The organism is Rhizobium quercicola, assembly GCF_021168455.1.
Lineage (GTDB): Bacteria > Pseudomonadota > Alphaproteobacteria > Rhizobiales > Rhizobiaceae > Ferranicluibacter > Ferranicluibacter quercicola.
In genome coordinates this window covers 68,735-84,015 of the sequence record NZ_JAJOZR010000002.1, presented here as the reverse complement: position 1 = coordinate 84,015, position 15,281 = coordinate 68,735, and the positions used below count along the sequence as shown (strand labels likewise).

The 15,281-nt window shown below is 64.1% G+C and carries 12 protein-coding genes; 5 read left to right on the top strand and 7 right to left on the bottom strand.

What is annotated here, in order from left to right:
- Positions 1 to 3 precede the first annotated feature (3 nt).
- From purH to htpX, 4 genes are all read right to left on the bottom strand, one after another.
- Positions 4 to 1,617: a bifunctional phosphoribosylaminoimidazolecarboxamide formyltransferase/IMP cyclohydrolase gene (gene purH / locus LRX75_RS03930; RefSeq protein ID WP_231812109.1), complete on the bottom strand. Its 1,614-nt coding sequence runs from the start codon at positions 1,615 to 1,617 to the stop codon at positions 4 to 6.
- A gap of 153 nt (positions 1,618 to 1,770) precedes the next feature.
- The gene (locus LRX75_RS03925) at positions 1,771 to 3,453 is read right to left on the bottom strand and encodes a heparinase II/III family protein (RefSeq protein WP_231812107.1); all 1,683 of its coding nucleotides are present in this window, start codon (positions 3,451 to 3,453) and stop codon (positions 1,771 to 1,773) included.
- 136 nt (positions 3,454 to 3,589) lie between these two features.
- Entirely contained in the window at positions 3,590 to 4,969 is a 1,380-nt protein-coding gene (locus tag LRX75_RS03920; RefSeq protein WP_420851142.1) for an RsmB/NOP family class I SAM-dependent RNA methyltransferase, read from the bottom strand.
- Positions 4,966 to 5,925, bottom strand: coding sequence for a zinc metalloprotease HtpX (htpX, locus tag LRX75_RS03915; protein WP_231812103.1), 960 nt, complete (start codon positions 5,923 to 5,925; stop codon positions 4,966 to 4,968). Before htpX ends, LRX75_RS03920 begins: the two co-directional genes overlap by 4 nt.
- Before the next feature lie 131 nt (positions 5,926 to 6,056).
- Here htpX and LRX75_RS03910 point away from each other — a divergent pair, with 131 nt between their 5' ends.
- On the top strand, positions 6,057 to 6,254 hold the full coding sequence (locus tag LRX75_RS03910; RefSeq protein WP_420851151.1) for a DUF1674 domain-containing protein: 198 nt from the start codon (positions 6,057 to 6,059) through the stop codon (positions 6,252 to 6,254).
- Between the two features lie 55 nt (positions 6,255 to 6,309).
- On the opposite strand, the gene acs is transcribed toward LRX75_RS03910, so the two are convergent.
- On the bottom strand, positions 6,310 to 8,259 hold the full coding sequence (gene acs / locus LRX75_RS03905) for an acetate--CoA ligase (RefSeq protein WP_231812102.1): 1,950 nt from the start codon (positions 8,257 to 8,259) through the stop codon (positions 6,310 to 6,312).
- A 216-nt stretch (positions 8,260 to 8,475) separates the two neighbouring features.
- On the opposite strand from acs, the gene LRX75_RS03900 reads away from it, so the two are divergent.
- On the top strand, positions 8,476 to 9,174 hold the full coding sequence (locus tag LRX75_RS03900; protein ID WP_110730361.1) for a DUF1013 domain-containing protein: 699 nt from the start codon (positions 8,476 to 8,478) through the stop codon (positions 9,172 to 9,174).
- Positions 9,175 to 9,254: 80 nt separating this feature from the next.
- Here the strand turns inward: LRX75_RS03900 and LRX75_RS03895 are convergent, their stop codons facing one another.
- On the bottom strand, positions 9,255 to 9,935 hold the full coding sequence (locus LRX75_RS03895; RefSeq protein WP_231812101.1) for a YggS family pyridoxal phosphate-dependent enzyme: 681 nt from the start codon (positions 9,933 to 9,935) through the stop codon (positions 9,255 to 9,257).
- 228 nt (positions 9,936 to 10,163) lie between these two features.
- On the opposite strand from LRX75_RS03895, the gene leuS reads away from it, so the two are divergent.
- The 3 genes from leuS to holA are packed head-to-tail and all read left to right on the top strand — an operon-like array spanning position 10,164 to position 14,358.
- Complete coding sequence (gene leuS / locus LRX75_RS03890; RefSeq protein WP_231812100.1) at positions 10,164 to 12,791, top strand: leucine--tRNA ligase; 2,628 nt, start codon at positions 10,164 to 10,166, stop codon at positions 12,789 to 12,791.
- The gene (lptE, locus tag LRX75_RS03885; RefSeq protein ID WP_231812099.1) at positions 12,778 to 13,308 is read left to right on the top strand and encodes an LPS assembly lipoprotein LptE; all 531 of its coding nucleotides are present in this window, start codon (positions 12,778 to 12,780) and stop codon (positions 13,306 to 13,308) included. The genes leuS and lptE overlap by 14 nt, the downstream gene beginning before the upstream one ends.
- A 12-nt stretch (positions 13,309 to 13,320) precedes the next feature.
- Entirely contained in the window at positions 13,321 to 14,358 is a 1,038-nt protein-coding gene (gene holA, locus LRX75_RS03880; protein WP_231812098.1) for a DNA polymerase III subunit delta, read from the top strand.
- Between the two features lie 25 nt (positions 14,359 to 14,383).
- On the opposite strand, the gene LRX75_RS03875 is transcribed toward holA, so the two are convergent.
- Complete coding sequence (locus tag LRX75_RS03875) at positions 14,384 to 15,271, bottom strand: ParB/RepB/Spo0J family partition protein (protein WP_231812097.1); 888 nt, start codon at positions 15,269 to 15,271, stop codon at positions 14,384 to 14,386.
- Positions 15,272 to 15,281: the final 10 nt, after the last annotated feature.

Below are 15,281 nucleotides of genomic sequence, written 5' to 3'. Positions count from 1 at the left end.
GGCTCAATGCCGGAAATGGCGCATGCCGGTGAAGACCATGGCGACGCCGGCCTCGTCGGCCGCAGCAATGACCTCTTCGTCGCGCATCGAGCCGCCCGGCTGGATGACGGCGGTCGCACCGGCCGCAACGGCCGACAGAAGACCGTCGGCAAAGGGCAGGAAGGCTTCGGACGCCACGGCCGAGCCGATCGTCAGCGGCTTGTCCAGTCCGAGGGCGCGTGCCGCCTCCTCGGCCTTGATCGCGGCGATGCGTACCGAATCGACCCGGCTCATCTGCCCGGCGCCGATGCCGACCGTCTGGCCGTCCTTGGCATAGACGACGGCATTCGACTTCACATGCTTTGCCACCTTGAAGGCGAACTTCATGTCGATGAGCTCCTGCGCCGTCGGCGCGCGGCGGGTGACGATCTTGAGATCGAGATCCTCGACCATGCCGTTGTCGCGCGTCTGCACCAGAAGACCGCCGGCCACCGTCTTGGCCGACAGGCCGGGCAGGCGCGGATCGGGCAGGGCGCCGGTGACGAGCAGGCGCAGATTGGCCTTGCGGGCGATGATCGCCTTCGCCTCGTCGCTGGCGGACGGTGCGATGATGACCTCGGTGAAGAGCTTGACGATCTCGTCCGCCGTCGCACCGTCCAGTTCCTGATTGAGCGCAATGATGCCGCCGAAGGCCGAGGTGCTGTCGCAGGCCAGCGCGCGCCGGTAGGCATCCACGAGCGTCTTCGCCGTGGCCACGCCGCAGGGGTTCGCGTGCTTGATGATGGCGCAGGCAGGCGCCGTTTCGGGCGGGAACTCGGCCACCAGCTCGAAGGCCGCATCCGTATCGTTGATGTTGTTATAGGAAAGCTGCTTGCCCTGCAGCAGCGTCGCCGTGGCGACACCCGGGCGGTTTTCGCCGGTCACGTAGAAGGCTGCCTTCTGGTGCGGGTTCTCGCCGTAGCGCATCTCGTCCTTCAGCACACCACCGATAGTCCGGTGCCGCGGCATCGGCATGTCCAAGACCTCGGCAAACCAGCCCGAGATCGCCGTGTCGTAGGCGGCCGTCCGCGCATAGGCTTTGGCGGCCATCTGGCGCCGGAAGGCGAATGTGGTTGCAGCGTCGTCACCGAGCTGCGCGATCAGCGTGTCGTAGTCGGAAGGGTCGGTGATGACGGTGACATAGGCATGGTTCTTCGCGGCCGCGCGGATCATCGCCGGGCCGCCGATGTCGATGTTTTCCACCGTCGTCGGATAGTCGCCGCCTTTGGCGCGCACGTCCTCGAACGGATAGAGATTGATCACCGCGAGATCGATCGCGGCGATCCCATGGGTCTCCATGGCCGCGACATGCTCGGCATCGTCGCGGATCGCGAGCAAGCCGCCGTGGACGCCCGGGTGCAGCGTCTTGACGCGGCCGTCCATCACCTCGGGGAAGCCCGTCAGCTCGGACACGTCGCGCACCGGCAGGCCGGCTTCCGACAGCGTCTTGTGCGTACCGCCCGTCGAGACGAGGGCGACGCCCTTTTCATGCAGCGCACGCGCCAGCGCGACGATGCCGCTCTTGTCGGAGACGGAGAGAAGAGCCGTGCGCAAGGCAACGCGGTCGGGGGCGGGGATATTCTTGGAGGCAACGGCCATGACGGGCTCCTGGCAAGGAAAGGGGGCAGGACAGCCGGGGGGCCGCAAAAGCCCGGCCGGCCGGATGCCGCTGCCGTTAGCACAGCTGTCGCCGGGAAGGAACCGCGCCTGCCCGCAGCCGACCGTCATTTCACCGAATCCGCAAAGAAGGTGTCACGTCCGCCGGGACAGAATCCACTGAATTTCCGGCTGCACCCCGGCAGAAAAACCGATCGTCAGCATCTGCGTCTTCCGCAGGCCCGAGGGATCGGCGAAAAAGATATCCTCCTCCACCGCGATCGCGCCATCGCGACAGGTCATCACCCAGCTGTCGCCGTCCGGCGCGATCAGCTTGACCTCGTACGCATCCGCCTGACGCACCGTAATGGCGGGGTGGATGTGGAAGCGCGCGACAGCGGTCGCCGCATGGCCCGGATCGGGATCCGCCCCGTCCTGCGTCACCAGCCGGTCGCGACCGCGCAGGGTCGTGCCCGTGGCATTGAGGATCAGGTCCCGCTCGTGCATCAGCTTGAAAGCACCGGAATAGCCGTTGTGGCGCGCGACCACGCTGTCGCTACCCTCGCTGGGCGAATGCGTCACCGAGACCTGCGTCACGCCGCCGGTGATGATGGGCCCGAGAAAGCGCGAGGTCGAAAGCCGGGCCGACGAGCGGTCTTCGACGGTGACGGTGGAATGCGCCGCCGTGACCCGCGCCATCTGGCGAAACCGGTCGCCGGCAAAGCGCGGCGCGCCGGAATTGATGATGAACCGATGCCGACCGGACGACAGCTCGAACGACAGGCAGCCGGCATGCGCCTCGCGCGAGAGGGCCGCCGAAATCGGGCAGCCGGTGTCCATGATGACCACCACGTCCTTTGCCGCCAGACGCTCGTACTGGCTGTCCGGCAGACCCTTGAACGGCTGACCGGCCGTCTCGTCATAGCGCAGCACCGACATCAGCTCGTTTGCCTGCGCGGAGGTCGCACCATTGAACAGTGCCAGCTCTCCGCCTTGGTGGCGAAAGAAGCGCAAGGCCGGAAACATGCGGTCGATGGAGGGGATCAGCTTGACCGGCACGTCGTGACCGAGATTGACATAGGTCTGGCGCAGCGGCAGCAAATCGAGAAGGAGATCGAGCGCCACGCGCGGATTGCGCGAGGCATGGCCGCCATCGGGGAGAATCTGGCGATCAAGCTCGTCGTCCAGATGGCGCGCCGCGCGGCGGATGGCCGACACGGAGGCGGGCATGGACACCGTTGCAAAGGCGATGGCGACCCGCACGCGCAGCCGCCCCTCGCCATCCGGCACCGCATTGGCGACATGGCGGAGGTAGCGCACATGCACGGCGAGGCTCTTGAGGAACCGGCGATAGAAGACATGATCCGCCTGCTTCAGGATCACCGGCGAATGCGAGAGCCAGGCGATCAGTCGCTGTGCCGCGACATCCGGCTCCCAGGCGATGCCCTTGATGCCACGACCGTGCGTGGCCAGCCAGCGGCTGACCAGCTGGCGCGCGCGGGAAAGATCGTCTTCCTCCGTCAGCGCCCTGATATGCCGCGCCCAGCTGAATGTATGGAGCCGGACGGCGAATTCACGAGACGGCAGATCGACTTCGAACGGCGATTCGCCATCCGTTTCGAGGATCCGTCCGGCCAGCGGAAAGCGCCCGGCCACGATCTCGCTGGCGACATGGGGATCGATGACCCTGAGGTCCGTCGGCGCGACGATCAGCCGGTCGGGCGTCGTGCCGGAGAAGCGGATGAACGACATGCGACCGAGCACGAGGCGGCGCGACAGGCGCCACCAGGCTTCCCGAATGGTGAGAGAGATCAGCCGTCGACTGTCCGACATCCGCATGAATGAAATGAAGCCCCACCCCATTCCGGCGACAGGCCGGAATGTTCACGATCGAATACACAGTGCCGTGTTTCCGCCGCCAGCGCCAGTGGATGACGTAGCGAACACTTACGGTCAAGGTGTGGAAACTGTTTCGTTACAACGATCTACGAAGGACTGTGGCATAAAAGCCGTCCAGCCCGCCGGAAAAACCCGTCTGCGGCGCCAGCATGGCGGGCGTGGTGCGCAGTTCCCCAAGCGGCGTGATCGCCTCCTCAAGACCCGGAAAGGCCGCGGGATCGACGGGGACGCGTGTGCATCCGCCGCTGGCGACGACCCGCGCCACCATCGTTTCGCCCTCGGCCGGGTCCAGCGAGCAGTTGGAGAACACCACGAGGCCACCCGGCTTGACGACCGTCAGGGCATGGCGCAGCAGCCGTTCCTGCAGGCCTGCGAGCTTGGTGATGTCCTCCGGACCCTTGGTATAGGGCACATCCGGATGGCGACGGATCGTGCCGGTCGAGGAACAGGGTGCATCGAGCAGGGCCGCATCGAACAGCGTCTCCGGCCGAAAGTCCGCCATGTTACATTCCATGGTCTCCGCCGTCAGGCCGAGCCGTTCGAGGTTGCTGTTCAGCCGCTTCAGCCGGCTGGCGGACTGGTCGAGCGCTGTGACCTTTGCCCCTGCACCGATCAGCTGCGCGGTCTTGCCGCCGGGGGCGGCGCAGAGATCCACGACGCGCTGGCCACGGAGATCGCCGAACAGCTGCGCCGGCAGCGAGGCCGCAGCATCCTGCACCCACCATTCGCCAGCATCGAACCCCTCGAGCGTCGAGACCGCCCCCTGAAACGATGCGAGGCGAACGCTGCCGGTCGGAAGGACGATGCCTCCCAAGCGCTGCGCCCACCCTTCCGGATCGGACTTCACCGTGATGTCGATCGCCGCTGGCTCAAGAAGCGCATCGGCAATGCGCTGGGCATGATCCTGCCCGTAGGTCGAGACGAGCCTTGACCTGAACCACGCCGGGAGCGACGGCGTCGTTTCGGACACGATTCGAAGAAGATCATTCTTTTCGCGCGAGAAGCGGCGCAGCACGGCATTGGTCAGGCTGGCGAAGCGCCGATTTCGCGGATCGGCATTGGCCTGTTCCACGGCAAGATCGACGGCCGAGTGATCTGGAATATCGAGAAAGACGATCTGCGTTGCCGCAACGACGAGCTGGTGATGCAGGGCACGCGCACCATCCGGCAATGGTGTATTCAGAAGCCGGTCGAGCATGGCCTCGATGCGGGGAAGGTGGCGCAAGGCTGTGTGCAGAATGGCTTTGACGAGCGTCCGATCGATATCGGACAGCTGACGATAAGCCGGATTTCCACCGATCGGATCGAGCATGCCATCCAGCGAGATCTTCTTCTCGATCACCGCACCCAGCAATTTCGCTGCCGCCTGCCGCGCCAGAAGGCCCGGCTTCTGTGGCCCGGCCGCCAGCTTCGAAGATCGTTGCGTTGCCGAATCGTTCTTTGTCTTCGTCATCAAGACCACGGGCCCTTTGGAGGTTCGGAGCGATCACGCCCCCAACCTGTGCTCGGCACGGAACGCGTCTTTCGGGTCGCCGTAGCAGGCTGAGCGACGCGCGTCGAGGGCCGGGAAACGCTGCTGGCCATGTCTTCGAGCGCCGCAATGCGGTTTTCCGTCGCGGGATGTGTCGAAAACAGGTTGTCCATCCGCTCGCCGGAAAGAGGATTGATGATGAACATATGCGCCGTTGCCGGATTGCGCTCGGCCGCTGCATTGGGCACGTGATGCGCGGCGCCGGCGATCTTGCGCAGAGCGGAGGCAAGGGCAAGCGGCTGCCCACAGATTTCGGCCCCGCGACGGTCGGCGGAATATTCCCGCGTCCGGCTCACGGCCATCTGGACCATCATGGCGGCGAAAGGCGCGACGATCATCGCCGTCAGCGTTCCGATGAAACCAAGCGGATTGTTGTTCTCGCGATTGCCGCCGAACAGGAAGGCGAAGTTTCCGAGCATGGAAATGGCGCCGGCCAGTGTCGCCGTCAGGGTCATCGTCAGCGTGTCCCGGTTCTGCACATGGGCCAGCTCGTGCGCCATGACGCCGGCCACCTCGTCATAGGTCAGCATCTGTAGGAGTCCGGTGGACGCGGCAACCGCCGCGTTTTGCGGGTTGCGACCCGTTGCAAAGGCGTTGGGTTGGGGATTGTTGATCACATAAACCCGCGGCATGGGCAGACCGGCATTGGCCGCGAGATCCCGAACGATGCCGTAATATTCCGGTGCGCTGCGCGCATCGACCTCCTGCGCATCATACATGCGCAACACGAGCCGATCCGAGTTCCAATAGGAGAACGCGTTCATGGCGATGGCGATGAGAAGGGCGATCATCATGCCGCCGCGACCGCCGATCAGAAGACCGATGCCCATGAAAAGCGCTGTCATGAAGGCCAGAAGCATGGCCGTGCGAATGAGGTTCATGCGCGTCTCCGAAAGCAGAAGGTGCATTTTCGGCGGCGTTTCACGTGAATCATCGTGGGATTGCCGCATCTCTCCCTATATGATGGGGCGGAGATACCATGGATTCAACGGCGTAGTGAGGTCACACAATGCTGAATGACAACGACAACGATCAGGAGAAGCCGGGCAAGGTTCTTTCGCCGGCCGCGCGTCGCGCTCTTGAGGAAGCGGCTGCCCGCCGTGAGGCAAGCGCCGCATTGGAGCTACCGACGGAAATCGGCGGCCGCGGCGGCGCGGAACCTGTCCGTTTCGGTGACTGGGAAATCAACGGCCGCGCCATCGATTTCTGATCGTTCGATCGCGAGGAGGACCGGCGGACGCCTTCGTCGGCCGGTCCTTTCATAACTACTTCTTGTTCTGCCGGTTGGCGACGAGATCGTCCACGACGCCCGGATCTGCCAGCGTCGAGATATCGCCGAGCGCGCCGAAATCATCTTCGGCGATCTTGCGGAGAATGCGTCGCATGATCTTGCCCGAGCGGGTTTTCGGCAAGCCGGGCGCAAACTGGATCTTGTCGGGGGAAGCGATCGGTCCGATCTCGTTGCGCACATGCGCCACGAGTGCCTTGCGCAGATCGTCCGACCCCTCCCGGCCCGACATCAGCGTCACGTAGCAATAGATGCCCTGACCCTTGATATCGTGCGGGTAACCGACGACCGCCGCTTCCGACACCGCATCGTGGCTGACGAGCGCGGATTCGACCTCGGCCGTGCCCATGCGATGTCCCGAAACATTGAGAACGTCGTCCACACGGCCGGTGATCCAGTAATAGCCATCCGCGTCGCGCTTGCAGCCGTCGCCCGTGAAATATTTACCCTTATAGGTTGAGAAATAGGTCTGGATGAAGCGCTCGTGATCGCCATAGACGGTCCGCATCTGTCCCGGCCAGCTGTCGGCGATGCAGAGATTACCGTCCGCAGCACCCTCGAGCACATTGCCCTCGTTATCGACAAGCTCCGGCCGAATGCCGAAGAAGGGCAGAGTGGCCGACCCCGGCTTCAGAGCCGTCGCACCCGGAAGCGGCGTGATCATGTGTCCGCCCGTTTCCGTCTGCCACCAGGTGTCGACGACCGGGCAACGACCGTCGCCCACGACGTCATGATACCACTGCCACGCTTCCGGATTGATCGGCTCGCCGACCGTGCCGAGGATCCGCAGGCTCTTGCGCGATGACCGGGTGACATAGGCATCGCCTGCGCCCATCAGCGAGCGGATCGCCGTCGGCGCCGTGTAGAAGATGTTTACCTGATGCTTGTCGATGATCTCCCAGAACCGGCCTTGGTCGGGATGGTTCGGAACGCCTTCAAACATCAGCGTCGTCGCACCGTTCGCAAGCGGTCCATAGACGATGTAGGAATGGCCGGTCACCCAGCCGACATCGGCCGTGCACCAGTAGATATCGCCGGGATGGTAGTCGAACACATATTCGTGGCTCATCGCGACATAGACGAGATAGCCGCCCGTGGTGTGCAGCACGCCCTTCGGCTTACCGGTCGAACCGGAGGTGTAGAGAATGAACAGCGGGTCTTCCGCGTTCATCGGCACGGGTTCGCACGCGGTATCGGCCACCTGCGTCGCGGTGTGATACCAGATATCGCGGCCATCCGCCCAGGTGATCTTGCCGCCCGTGCGGCGCACGACGAGCACCGTCTTCACCTCGACGCCGTTTTTCGCGGCGATCTCCACCGCCTTGTCGGTATTGTCCTTCAGCGGGATCGGCTTGCCGCCGCGCATGCCCTCGTCGCAGGTGACGATGAAGGTGGAGGCACAGTCCACCAGCCGCCCGGCGAGCGCATCGGGTGAGAAGCCCCCGAAGACGACGGAATGAACGGCGCCGATACGGGCACAGGCAAGCATCGCATAGGCGGCCTCCGGGATCATCGGCATGTAGATCGTCACGCGATCGCCCTTGCCGACGCCCTGCGCCTTCATGACGTTCGCCAGCCGGCAGACATGCTGGTGCAGCTCGCGATAGGTGATCTTCTTGTCGATATAGGGATTGTCTCCCTCGAAGATGATCGCGACCTGATCGCCTCGCGTCTCCAGATGCCGGTCGATACAGTTGAAGGAGACGTTGGTCTGCCCGTCCTCGAACCATCTGATCGAGACGTCGCCGGTAAACGAGGTATTCTTGACCTTGGTATAGGGCGTCGACCAGTCGATCCGCTTGCCGTGTTCGCCCCAGAAGACATCAGGGTTTTCCACGCTTTCGCGATACCATGCGTCATAGGTCGCCCTGTCCACGAGGGCATGTGCCTGCGTTTCCTTCGAGACGGGGTAGGTCTTGTCGGACATGGTCTTCTCTCTCCCTGCTGTCGTGCTCGCGCATCCTCACGGCGCTTTTCAGGGGATACATATCAGGTGCGGAGCCGGCGGCAATGAGACGAAAGTCAGGACGTCGAGAAGAATTGCAATTCTGCGACAAGAGGGGTATAGAAGCGCCCTATTCCCGGAAATCAGTGGTATTCCACGGCCCGCGACACCGGCGCGGCGGACAGAAGGACTATATCTATGGCTCAACAATTGCTGATGCCGAAAGCCACGGCGGTCTGGCTTGTCGATAATACCGCCCTGTCGTTCGAGCAGATCGCCACGTTCTGCAAGCTGCATCCGCTGGAAGTCAAGGCGATCGCCGACGGCGAATCAGCCCAGGGCATCAAGGGCCTCGATCCGATCGCCACCGGACAGCTGTCGCGCGACGAAATCGTCCGCGCCGAAGGCAATCCGAACCACAAGCTGAAGATTTCCGATCCGAAGGTTCGCGTTCCCGAGTCCAAGCGCAAGGGCCCGCGCTACACGCCGGTCTCCAAGCGTCAGGACCGCCCCAACGCCATCCTCTGGCTGGTTCGCAACCATCCTGAACTCAAGGACGCCCAGATCTCGCGTCTCGTCGGCACCACCAAGTCGACGATCGAGCAGATCCGCGAGCGCACGCACTGGAACTCCGCCAACCTGACGGCGAGCGACCCGGTCACGCTCGGTCTTTGCAGCCAGATCGATCTCGACCTCGAAGTCGAACGCGCCTCCAAGGGCCGCCCGCTGCCGACAGCCGCCGATCTCGGCGCCACGCTGGAACCGGCGCAGGAAACCGAACGCTTCAGCTATGGCTATGAGCGCGAGGAAGAGAAGGAAATGGACGCGGACGCCGTTTTCGCAAAGCTGAAGTCGCTGAAATCCGCGACGCCGGACGAGGAAGAAGAGAAATACTGATCCGCGGATTCTTCCATGCGGCACCGATCGAAAACCCGGCCATGCGCCGGGTTTTTTGTGACCTCAGCTTTTCAGGATCCTCAGGCGGTCGGCACCGCGACGTCGCGCAGACCGAAGATCGCCGACCCCACGCGAACGCTGGTAGCCCCGAAGGCAACAGCGACATCGAAATCTCCGGACATGCCCATCGACAGTTTCTCGACGCCGTTTTCTTGCGCGAGCTTTGCCAGCAGCGCGAAATGCGGACCCGGATTTTCGTCTGCCGGGGGAATGCACATCAGCCCTTCCACGGGAAGGTCGAGCGTATCGCGGCACATCGCCACGAAGGCCGCCGTCTCTTCCGGCGCGATGCCCGCCTTCTGCGGCTCAAGCCCGGTGTTCACCTGCACATAGATCCGGACCGGCTTGCCCTGCCGCTCGATCTCCGCGGCCACGGCACGGGCGATCTTCTCTCGATCGATGGTCTCGATGACGTCGAACAGGGCGACGGCATCGGCGGCCTTGTTGGACTGGAGCGGGCCGATCAGATGCAGCACGATCCCCGGCGTCTCCGCCTTCAGCTCGGGCCACTTGCCCTGCGATTCCTGCACCCGGTTTTCGCCGAACACACGCTGCCCGGCCACAATCACGGGACGGATGGCGTCGGCATCGAAGGTCTTCGACACCGCGACCAGCGCCACGGAGCCGCGGGAACGCGCAGCGCCCTCCTCCGCCGCGTGGATGCGCGACAACACCTCGTTCCACTGGTCCACTCGGGTCATCGGCAAGGTCTCCCTGGCAGTCATGTGGCTCGAAGTGCCACGGTGTGTACGATTGCTTGCCCGCTATAGCCAATCCGCGACACGCCGCCAAGCAAGCTTGCGGGGAATGCCGCAGAGCCCGGCCAAAGGCCCGCAAAACTTGACGCTACCGTTGTTTCATGATGAAGGTCACGCCACATAAGACCCGAGCGGCAGCGCCCCGCCACAATTTCCGGAACGACGAAACACATGGCCACAGAACGCTATAACCCGCGCGATGCAGAACCTCGCTGGCAGCGCGAATGGGACGAGAAATCCGTTTATAAGACGGACAATAACGACCCGCGGGAAAAATACTACGTCCTGGAGATGTTTCCCTATCCCTCCGGCCGCATCCACATGGGCCATGTGCGCAATTACGCCATGGGCGACGTCGTGGCCCGCTTCAAGCGCGCACGCGGCTATAACGTGCTGCACCCCATGGGCTGGGATGCCTTCGGCATGCCGGCGGAAAACGCCGCCATGGAGCGCGGCGTTCATCCCGCCGAATGGACCTACCAGAACATCGCCTCCATGCGCGCGCAGCTGAAGGTCATGGGGCTCTCGCTCGACTGGAGCCGCGAGTTCGCCACCTGCGATGTCGCCTATTACCAGCAGCAGCAGCATCTCTTCCTCGATTTTATGGAAAAGGGGCTGGTCTATCGCAAGCAGTCGAAGGTCAACTGGGATCCGGTCGATCACACCGTGCTTGCCAACGAGCAGGTCATCGACGGCCGCGGCTGGCGCTCGAACGCGCTCGTCGAACAGCGCGAACTCACGCAGTGGTTCTTCCGCATCACCGACTTCAGCCAGGACCTGCTGGATTCCCTCGATACGCTGGAGCATTGGCCGGAAAAGGTCCGGCTGATGCAGAAGAACTGGATCGGTCGCTCCGAAGGTCTCTCCATCCGCTGGGAGCTCGTTGCAGACGCACGGGCACCCGGTGAAACCGAGGTCGAGGTCTACACGACCCGTCCGGACACCCTGTTCGGCGCCTCTTTCCTGGCGATTGCCGCAGATCATCCGCTGGCGCGCAAGGTCGCCGCCGGCAATGCCGAGCTGGAAGCCTTCTGCGAGGAATGCCGCCGCGCGGGGACGTCGCTGGCGGCCCTGGAAACGGCCGAGAAGCGCGGCATCGACACCGGCCTGCGCGTCCGCCATCCGCTCGATCCAGCCTGGGAGCTGCCGGTCTACGTCGCCAACTTCGTGCTGATGGATTACGGCACGGGCGCCATCTTCGGCTGCCCCTCGGGCGACCAGCGCGATCTCGATTTCGCGCGCCGCTACGGCCTGCCCGTGACCCCCGTGGTCATGCCGGCCGACGGCGATGCCGCGACATTTAGTGTCGGCACGGAGGCCTATACCGGCGACGGCGTGATGATCCATTCGCGCTTCCTCGATGGTCTGGCCACGGAAGCGGCCTTCGAGCGGGTGGCGAGCTTGCTGGAAACGCAAGAGCTCGCCGGTCGCCCGCAGGCCGAGCGGAAAGTCAACTTCAGATTGCGTGACTGGGGGATTTCTCGTCAGCGCTACTGGGGCTGCCCGATTCCCGTTATCCACTGCGAAGTCTGCGGTGTCGTTCCCGTGCCGAAGAAGGACCTGCCGGTTCGTCTGCCCGACGACGTTACCTTCGAAAAGCCCGGCAACCCGCTCGACCGCCACCCGACCTGGCGCCATGTCGGCTGCCCGCAATGCGGCGCTGCGGCCCGCCGCGAAACCGACACGATGGACACCTTCGTCGATTCCTCCTGGTACTTCATGCGCTTCACGGCGCCATGGGAGGAACAGCCGACCAACCGTGCGGTGGTCGATCGCTGGATGCCCGTCGATCAGTATATCGGCGGCATCGAGCATGCGATCCTGCACCTGCTCTATTCCCGCTTCTTCACCCGCGCCATGAAGGCGGCGGGTCACGCAGGGCTGTCCGAGCCGTTCAAGGGCCTCTTCACCCAAGGCATGGTCGTCCACGAGACCTACAGCCGCGGAGAGGGCGCCCAGCGGGAATGGATCAATCCCTCCGCCATCACCATCGAGGACCTCGGCAACGGCCGCAGGGCGACGCTAAACGAAACCGGCGAGGAAATCGCCATCGGCTCCATCGAGAAGATGTCGAAGTCGAAGAAGAACGTCGTCGACCCTGATGACATCATCGCATCCTACGGGGCCGACACGGCACGCTTCTTCGTACTGTCGGACTCGCCGCCGGATCGCGACGTCATCTGGTCGGAAGCCGGCGTCGAGGGCGCGCATCGCTTCGTCCAGCGCGTCTGGCGCCTGATCTCCGAGGCAGCACCGGCTCTGGCAACCGCAACGGCGGCGCCCGCCACGGAAGGCCCGGCGCGCGCCGTCTCCCAGGTCGCACACAGGACGCTGAAGGCGGTCGAGTCGGATTACGACAAGCTCGCCTTCAACAAGGCCGTCGCCCGCCTCTACGAGATGGTGAATGCGCTGGCAGCCCCGCTCACCGATGTCGCCACCGGAACAGACACTGTGACGACTGCCGCCATGCGCGACGCGGTCGAGATCCTGATCCATTTGATGGCGCCGATCACGCCGCATCTGGCCGAACAGTGCTGGAGCGTCATCGGCGGCGAGGGTCTGATCGCACAGGCGGAATGGCCGCGCTTTGATGAGGCGCTGGTGACGGTGTCCGAGATCGTATTGCCGGTCCAGATCAATGGCAAGAAGCGCGCGGATTTGACAATTGCGCGCGATGCAGATCAGACTGCCGTGGAGGCCGCCGTGCTCTGCCTCGATGCCGTGCGGACCGCGCTGGAAGGCCGGACGCCGAAGAAGATCATTGTCGTGCCGCAGAGGATCGTGAATGTCGTCGTCTAAGTTCGATCCCCGCCGCCGCATCGCCCTCGGCTTTGCCGGTCTTTCCCTGTTGCTGATGGCCGGCTGCCAGGTTCGGCCGCTCTATTCCGATGGCCCCAGCGGCGCCCCGGCAACGGCCTTGGCCTCGATCGGGATTTCGGAAGCCAAGGACCGGGTGGAGCAGCGCGTGCGCAACGCCCTGATCTTCCTCACGTCCGGTGGCAAGGGCGAACCCACAGCGCCGCAGTACCAGCTGGCGCTGAGCGTCAGCCAGCAGACCACCGGCGTGCTCTTCAACGAGCGCAACGACAACGATACGGCGTCGGCCGGTCGTCTCGTCATAGAGGCGGACTACAACCTGACCCGTGTCGATACCGGCAAGACGGTAAAATCCGGTCACCGCAAAGCCGTGGCCCTGGTCGATTTTCCGGTCCAGGAATTCGCCAAGCTTCGCGCAATCAAGGATGCCGAGAACAGGGCAGCCCGCGAACTCGCCGAAATCATCCGCGCCGATCTCGCCGCAGCGCTCGGCAACTGATCCGGCGCCGGCATGAGTGAGATCAAATCCCACGAGTTCGACGGCTTCGTGGAAAGGCCGCTGCCCAGCCAGCGGCTTTATCTTTTCTACGGGCCCGACCGCGGCCTGGTGGCCGAACGCGCTGCGGCGATCGCCGCGAAAACCGGCATTGCGCTGGACGATCCCTTTTCCCTGATCAAGCTGGACGGCAGCGATCTTTCCCCCGGCAGGCTCGCCGACGAGGCCAATGCCCTCGGTCTCTTCGGGGGCGGCAAACTCGTCTGGGTGCGGGCCTCGGGAACCGAAAAGGCCCTGAGCGAGGGCCTGGCCTATCTTGCCGAGGAGCCGCCGCGCGACGCCTTCGTCATCGTGGAAGCCGGCGACTTGAAGAAGGGCACGGCTCTCCGCAAGATCGGCGAAACGGCGCGCAGCGTCCTTTCGGTTGCCTGCTATGCGGACGACGTGAAAGCCATCAATGGCCTGATCGATAAGGAGCTGGGCGCTGCGGGCCTGCGCATCACACCGGCGGCTCGCGAGGCGCTCCGCGATCTCCTGGGCGCCGACCGGCTGGCCTCACGCTACGAGATTGCCAAGCTTGCGCTCTACTGCCGGGACGAACCGGTGATCGACGAAAGCCATGTCCTGGACATTATCGGCGACGCCAGCTCCACCTCCGTGGACGATGCCGTGGACGCGGTTCTCTCGGGCGACATGGACCGCCTGATGACATCGCTCCGTAAGGTGGAAGCCTCGAAAACGTCAATGTTCCTTGTGCTGCAAAGCTGCCTGCGTCAGTTTCAGCAGCTCGATATCCTGCGGGCGGAGATGGACGCCAAGCGTCTCGGACCCTCGCAGGTCACCGCAACACTCGGCCGCGGCATCCACTTCCGGCGAAAGCCCTTGATCGAAGCGGCCTTGAAGACCTGGGGGCTGCCGGCGATCCGGCGTGATCTGCAGCGGCTTCAGAACGCGATCCTGCAAAGCCGCAGCCGTCAGACGCTGGAGGCCGACATCGCGAGCCAGGCGCTGATCGCCATCGCCTTTCAGGCCGCCAGACAGCGCTCAGCCTGAACGCGGATCTTTGCTTGAGCGTGGATCAGCGGCGCTCGAGCAGCCGGCAGATATCTTCGAGCTGTTCCAGCGTCTTGTAGCTGATCTTCAGATGGCCGCCACTTGCCCGGTGATTGACCGAGACTTCGAGGCCGAGGCTGTCGGTCAGGGAGCGTTCGAGCGCAACGGTATCCGCATCCTTTTCGGGACGAGGCTTCGTACCGAAGGTGGGATCGTTCTGGGCGCGAATATCGTTCTGGGCGAGCTTCTCTGTATCGCGGACGGACAGGCCCTTGGCGATGATCGCGCGGGCCAGCGTCGTCGGGTCGGAGGTGGGGATGAGCGCGCGCGCATGGCCGGCGGACAACGTCCCGGACGACAGCATATCGCGCACCGGCTCCGGCAGCTTCAGGAGACGGAGGCTGTTGGCCACGTGGCTCCGGCTCTTGCCGATGATCTCGCCAAGGTCGTTCTGCGTATAGCCGTGGTCGGCAATCAGCAGCTCGTAGCCCATCGCCTCTTCCAGCGGATTGAGATCCGAACGCTGCACATTCTCGACGATCGCGATTTCGAGCGCTGTGCGATCGTCGACATCCCGAACGATGACCGGAATGTCGGAGAACCCGGCGAGCTGGGCTGCCCGCCAGCGCCGCTCGCCGGCGATGATCTCGAACCGGTCGCCATTCACCGTGCGAACCACGACGGGCTGGACGATGCCATGCTGGCGGACAGAGTTCGCGAGATCTTGCAATTCCGCCTCGTCGAAGGTCCGCCGAGGATTGCGCGGGTTGCGCGTGACATGCTCGATCGGAACGCGGCGATCGGCCGGGATGGTTGGTGCGGGCGTGGATTCGGCGACGATGGGCTGGTCCATCTCCCCGATCAAGGCGGCGAGACCGCGTCCGAGACGGCGCCGTGCGGGATCTTCGTTCATGGCGTTCTCC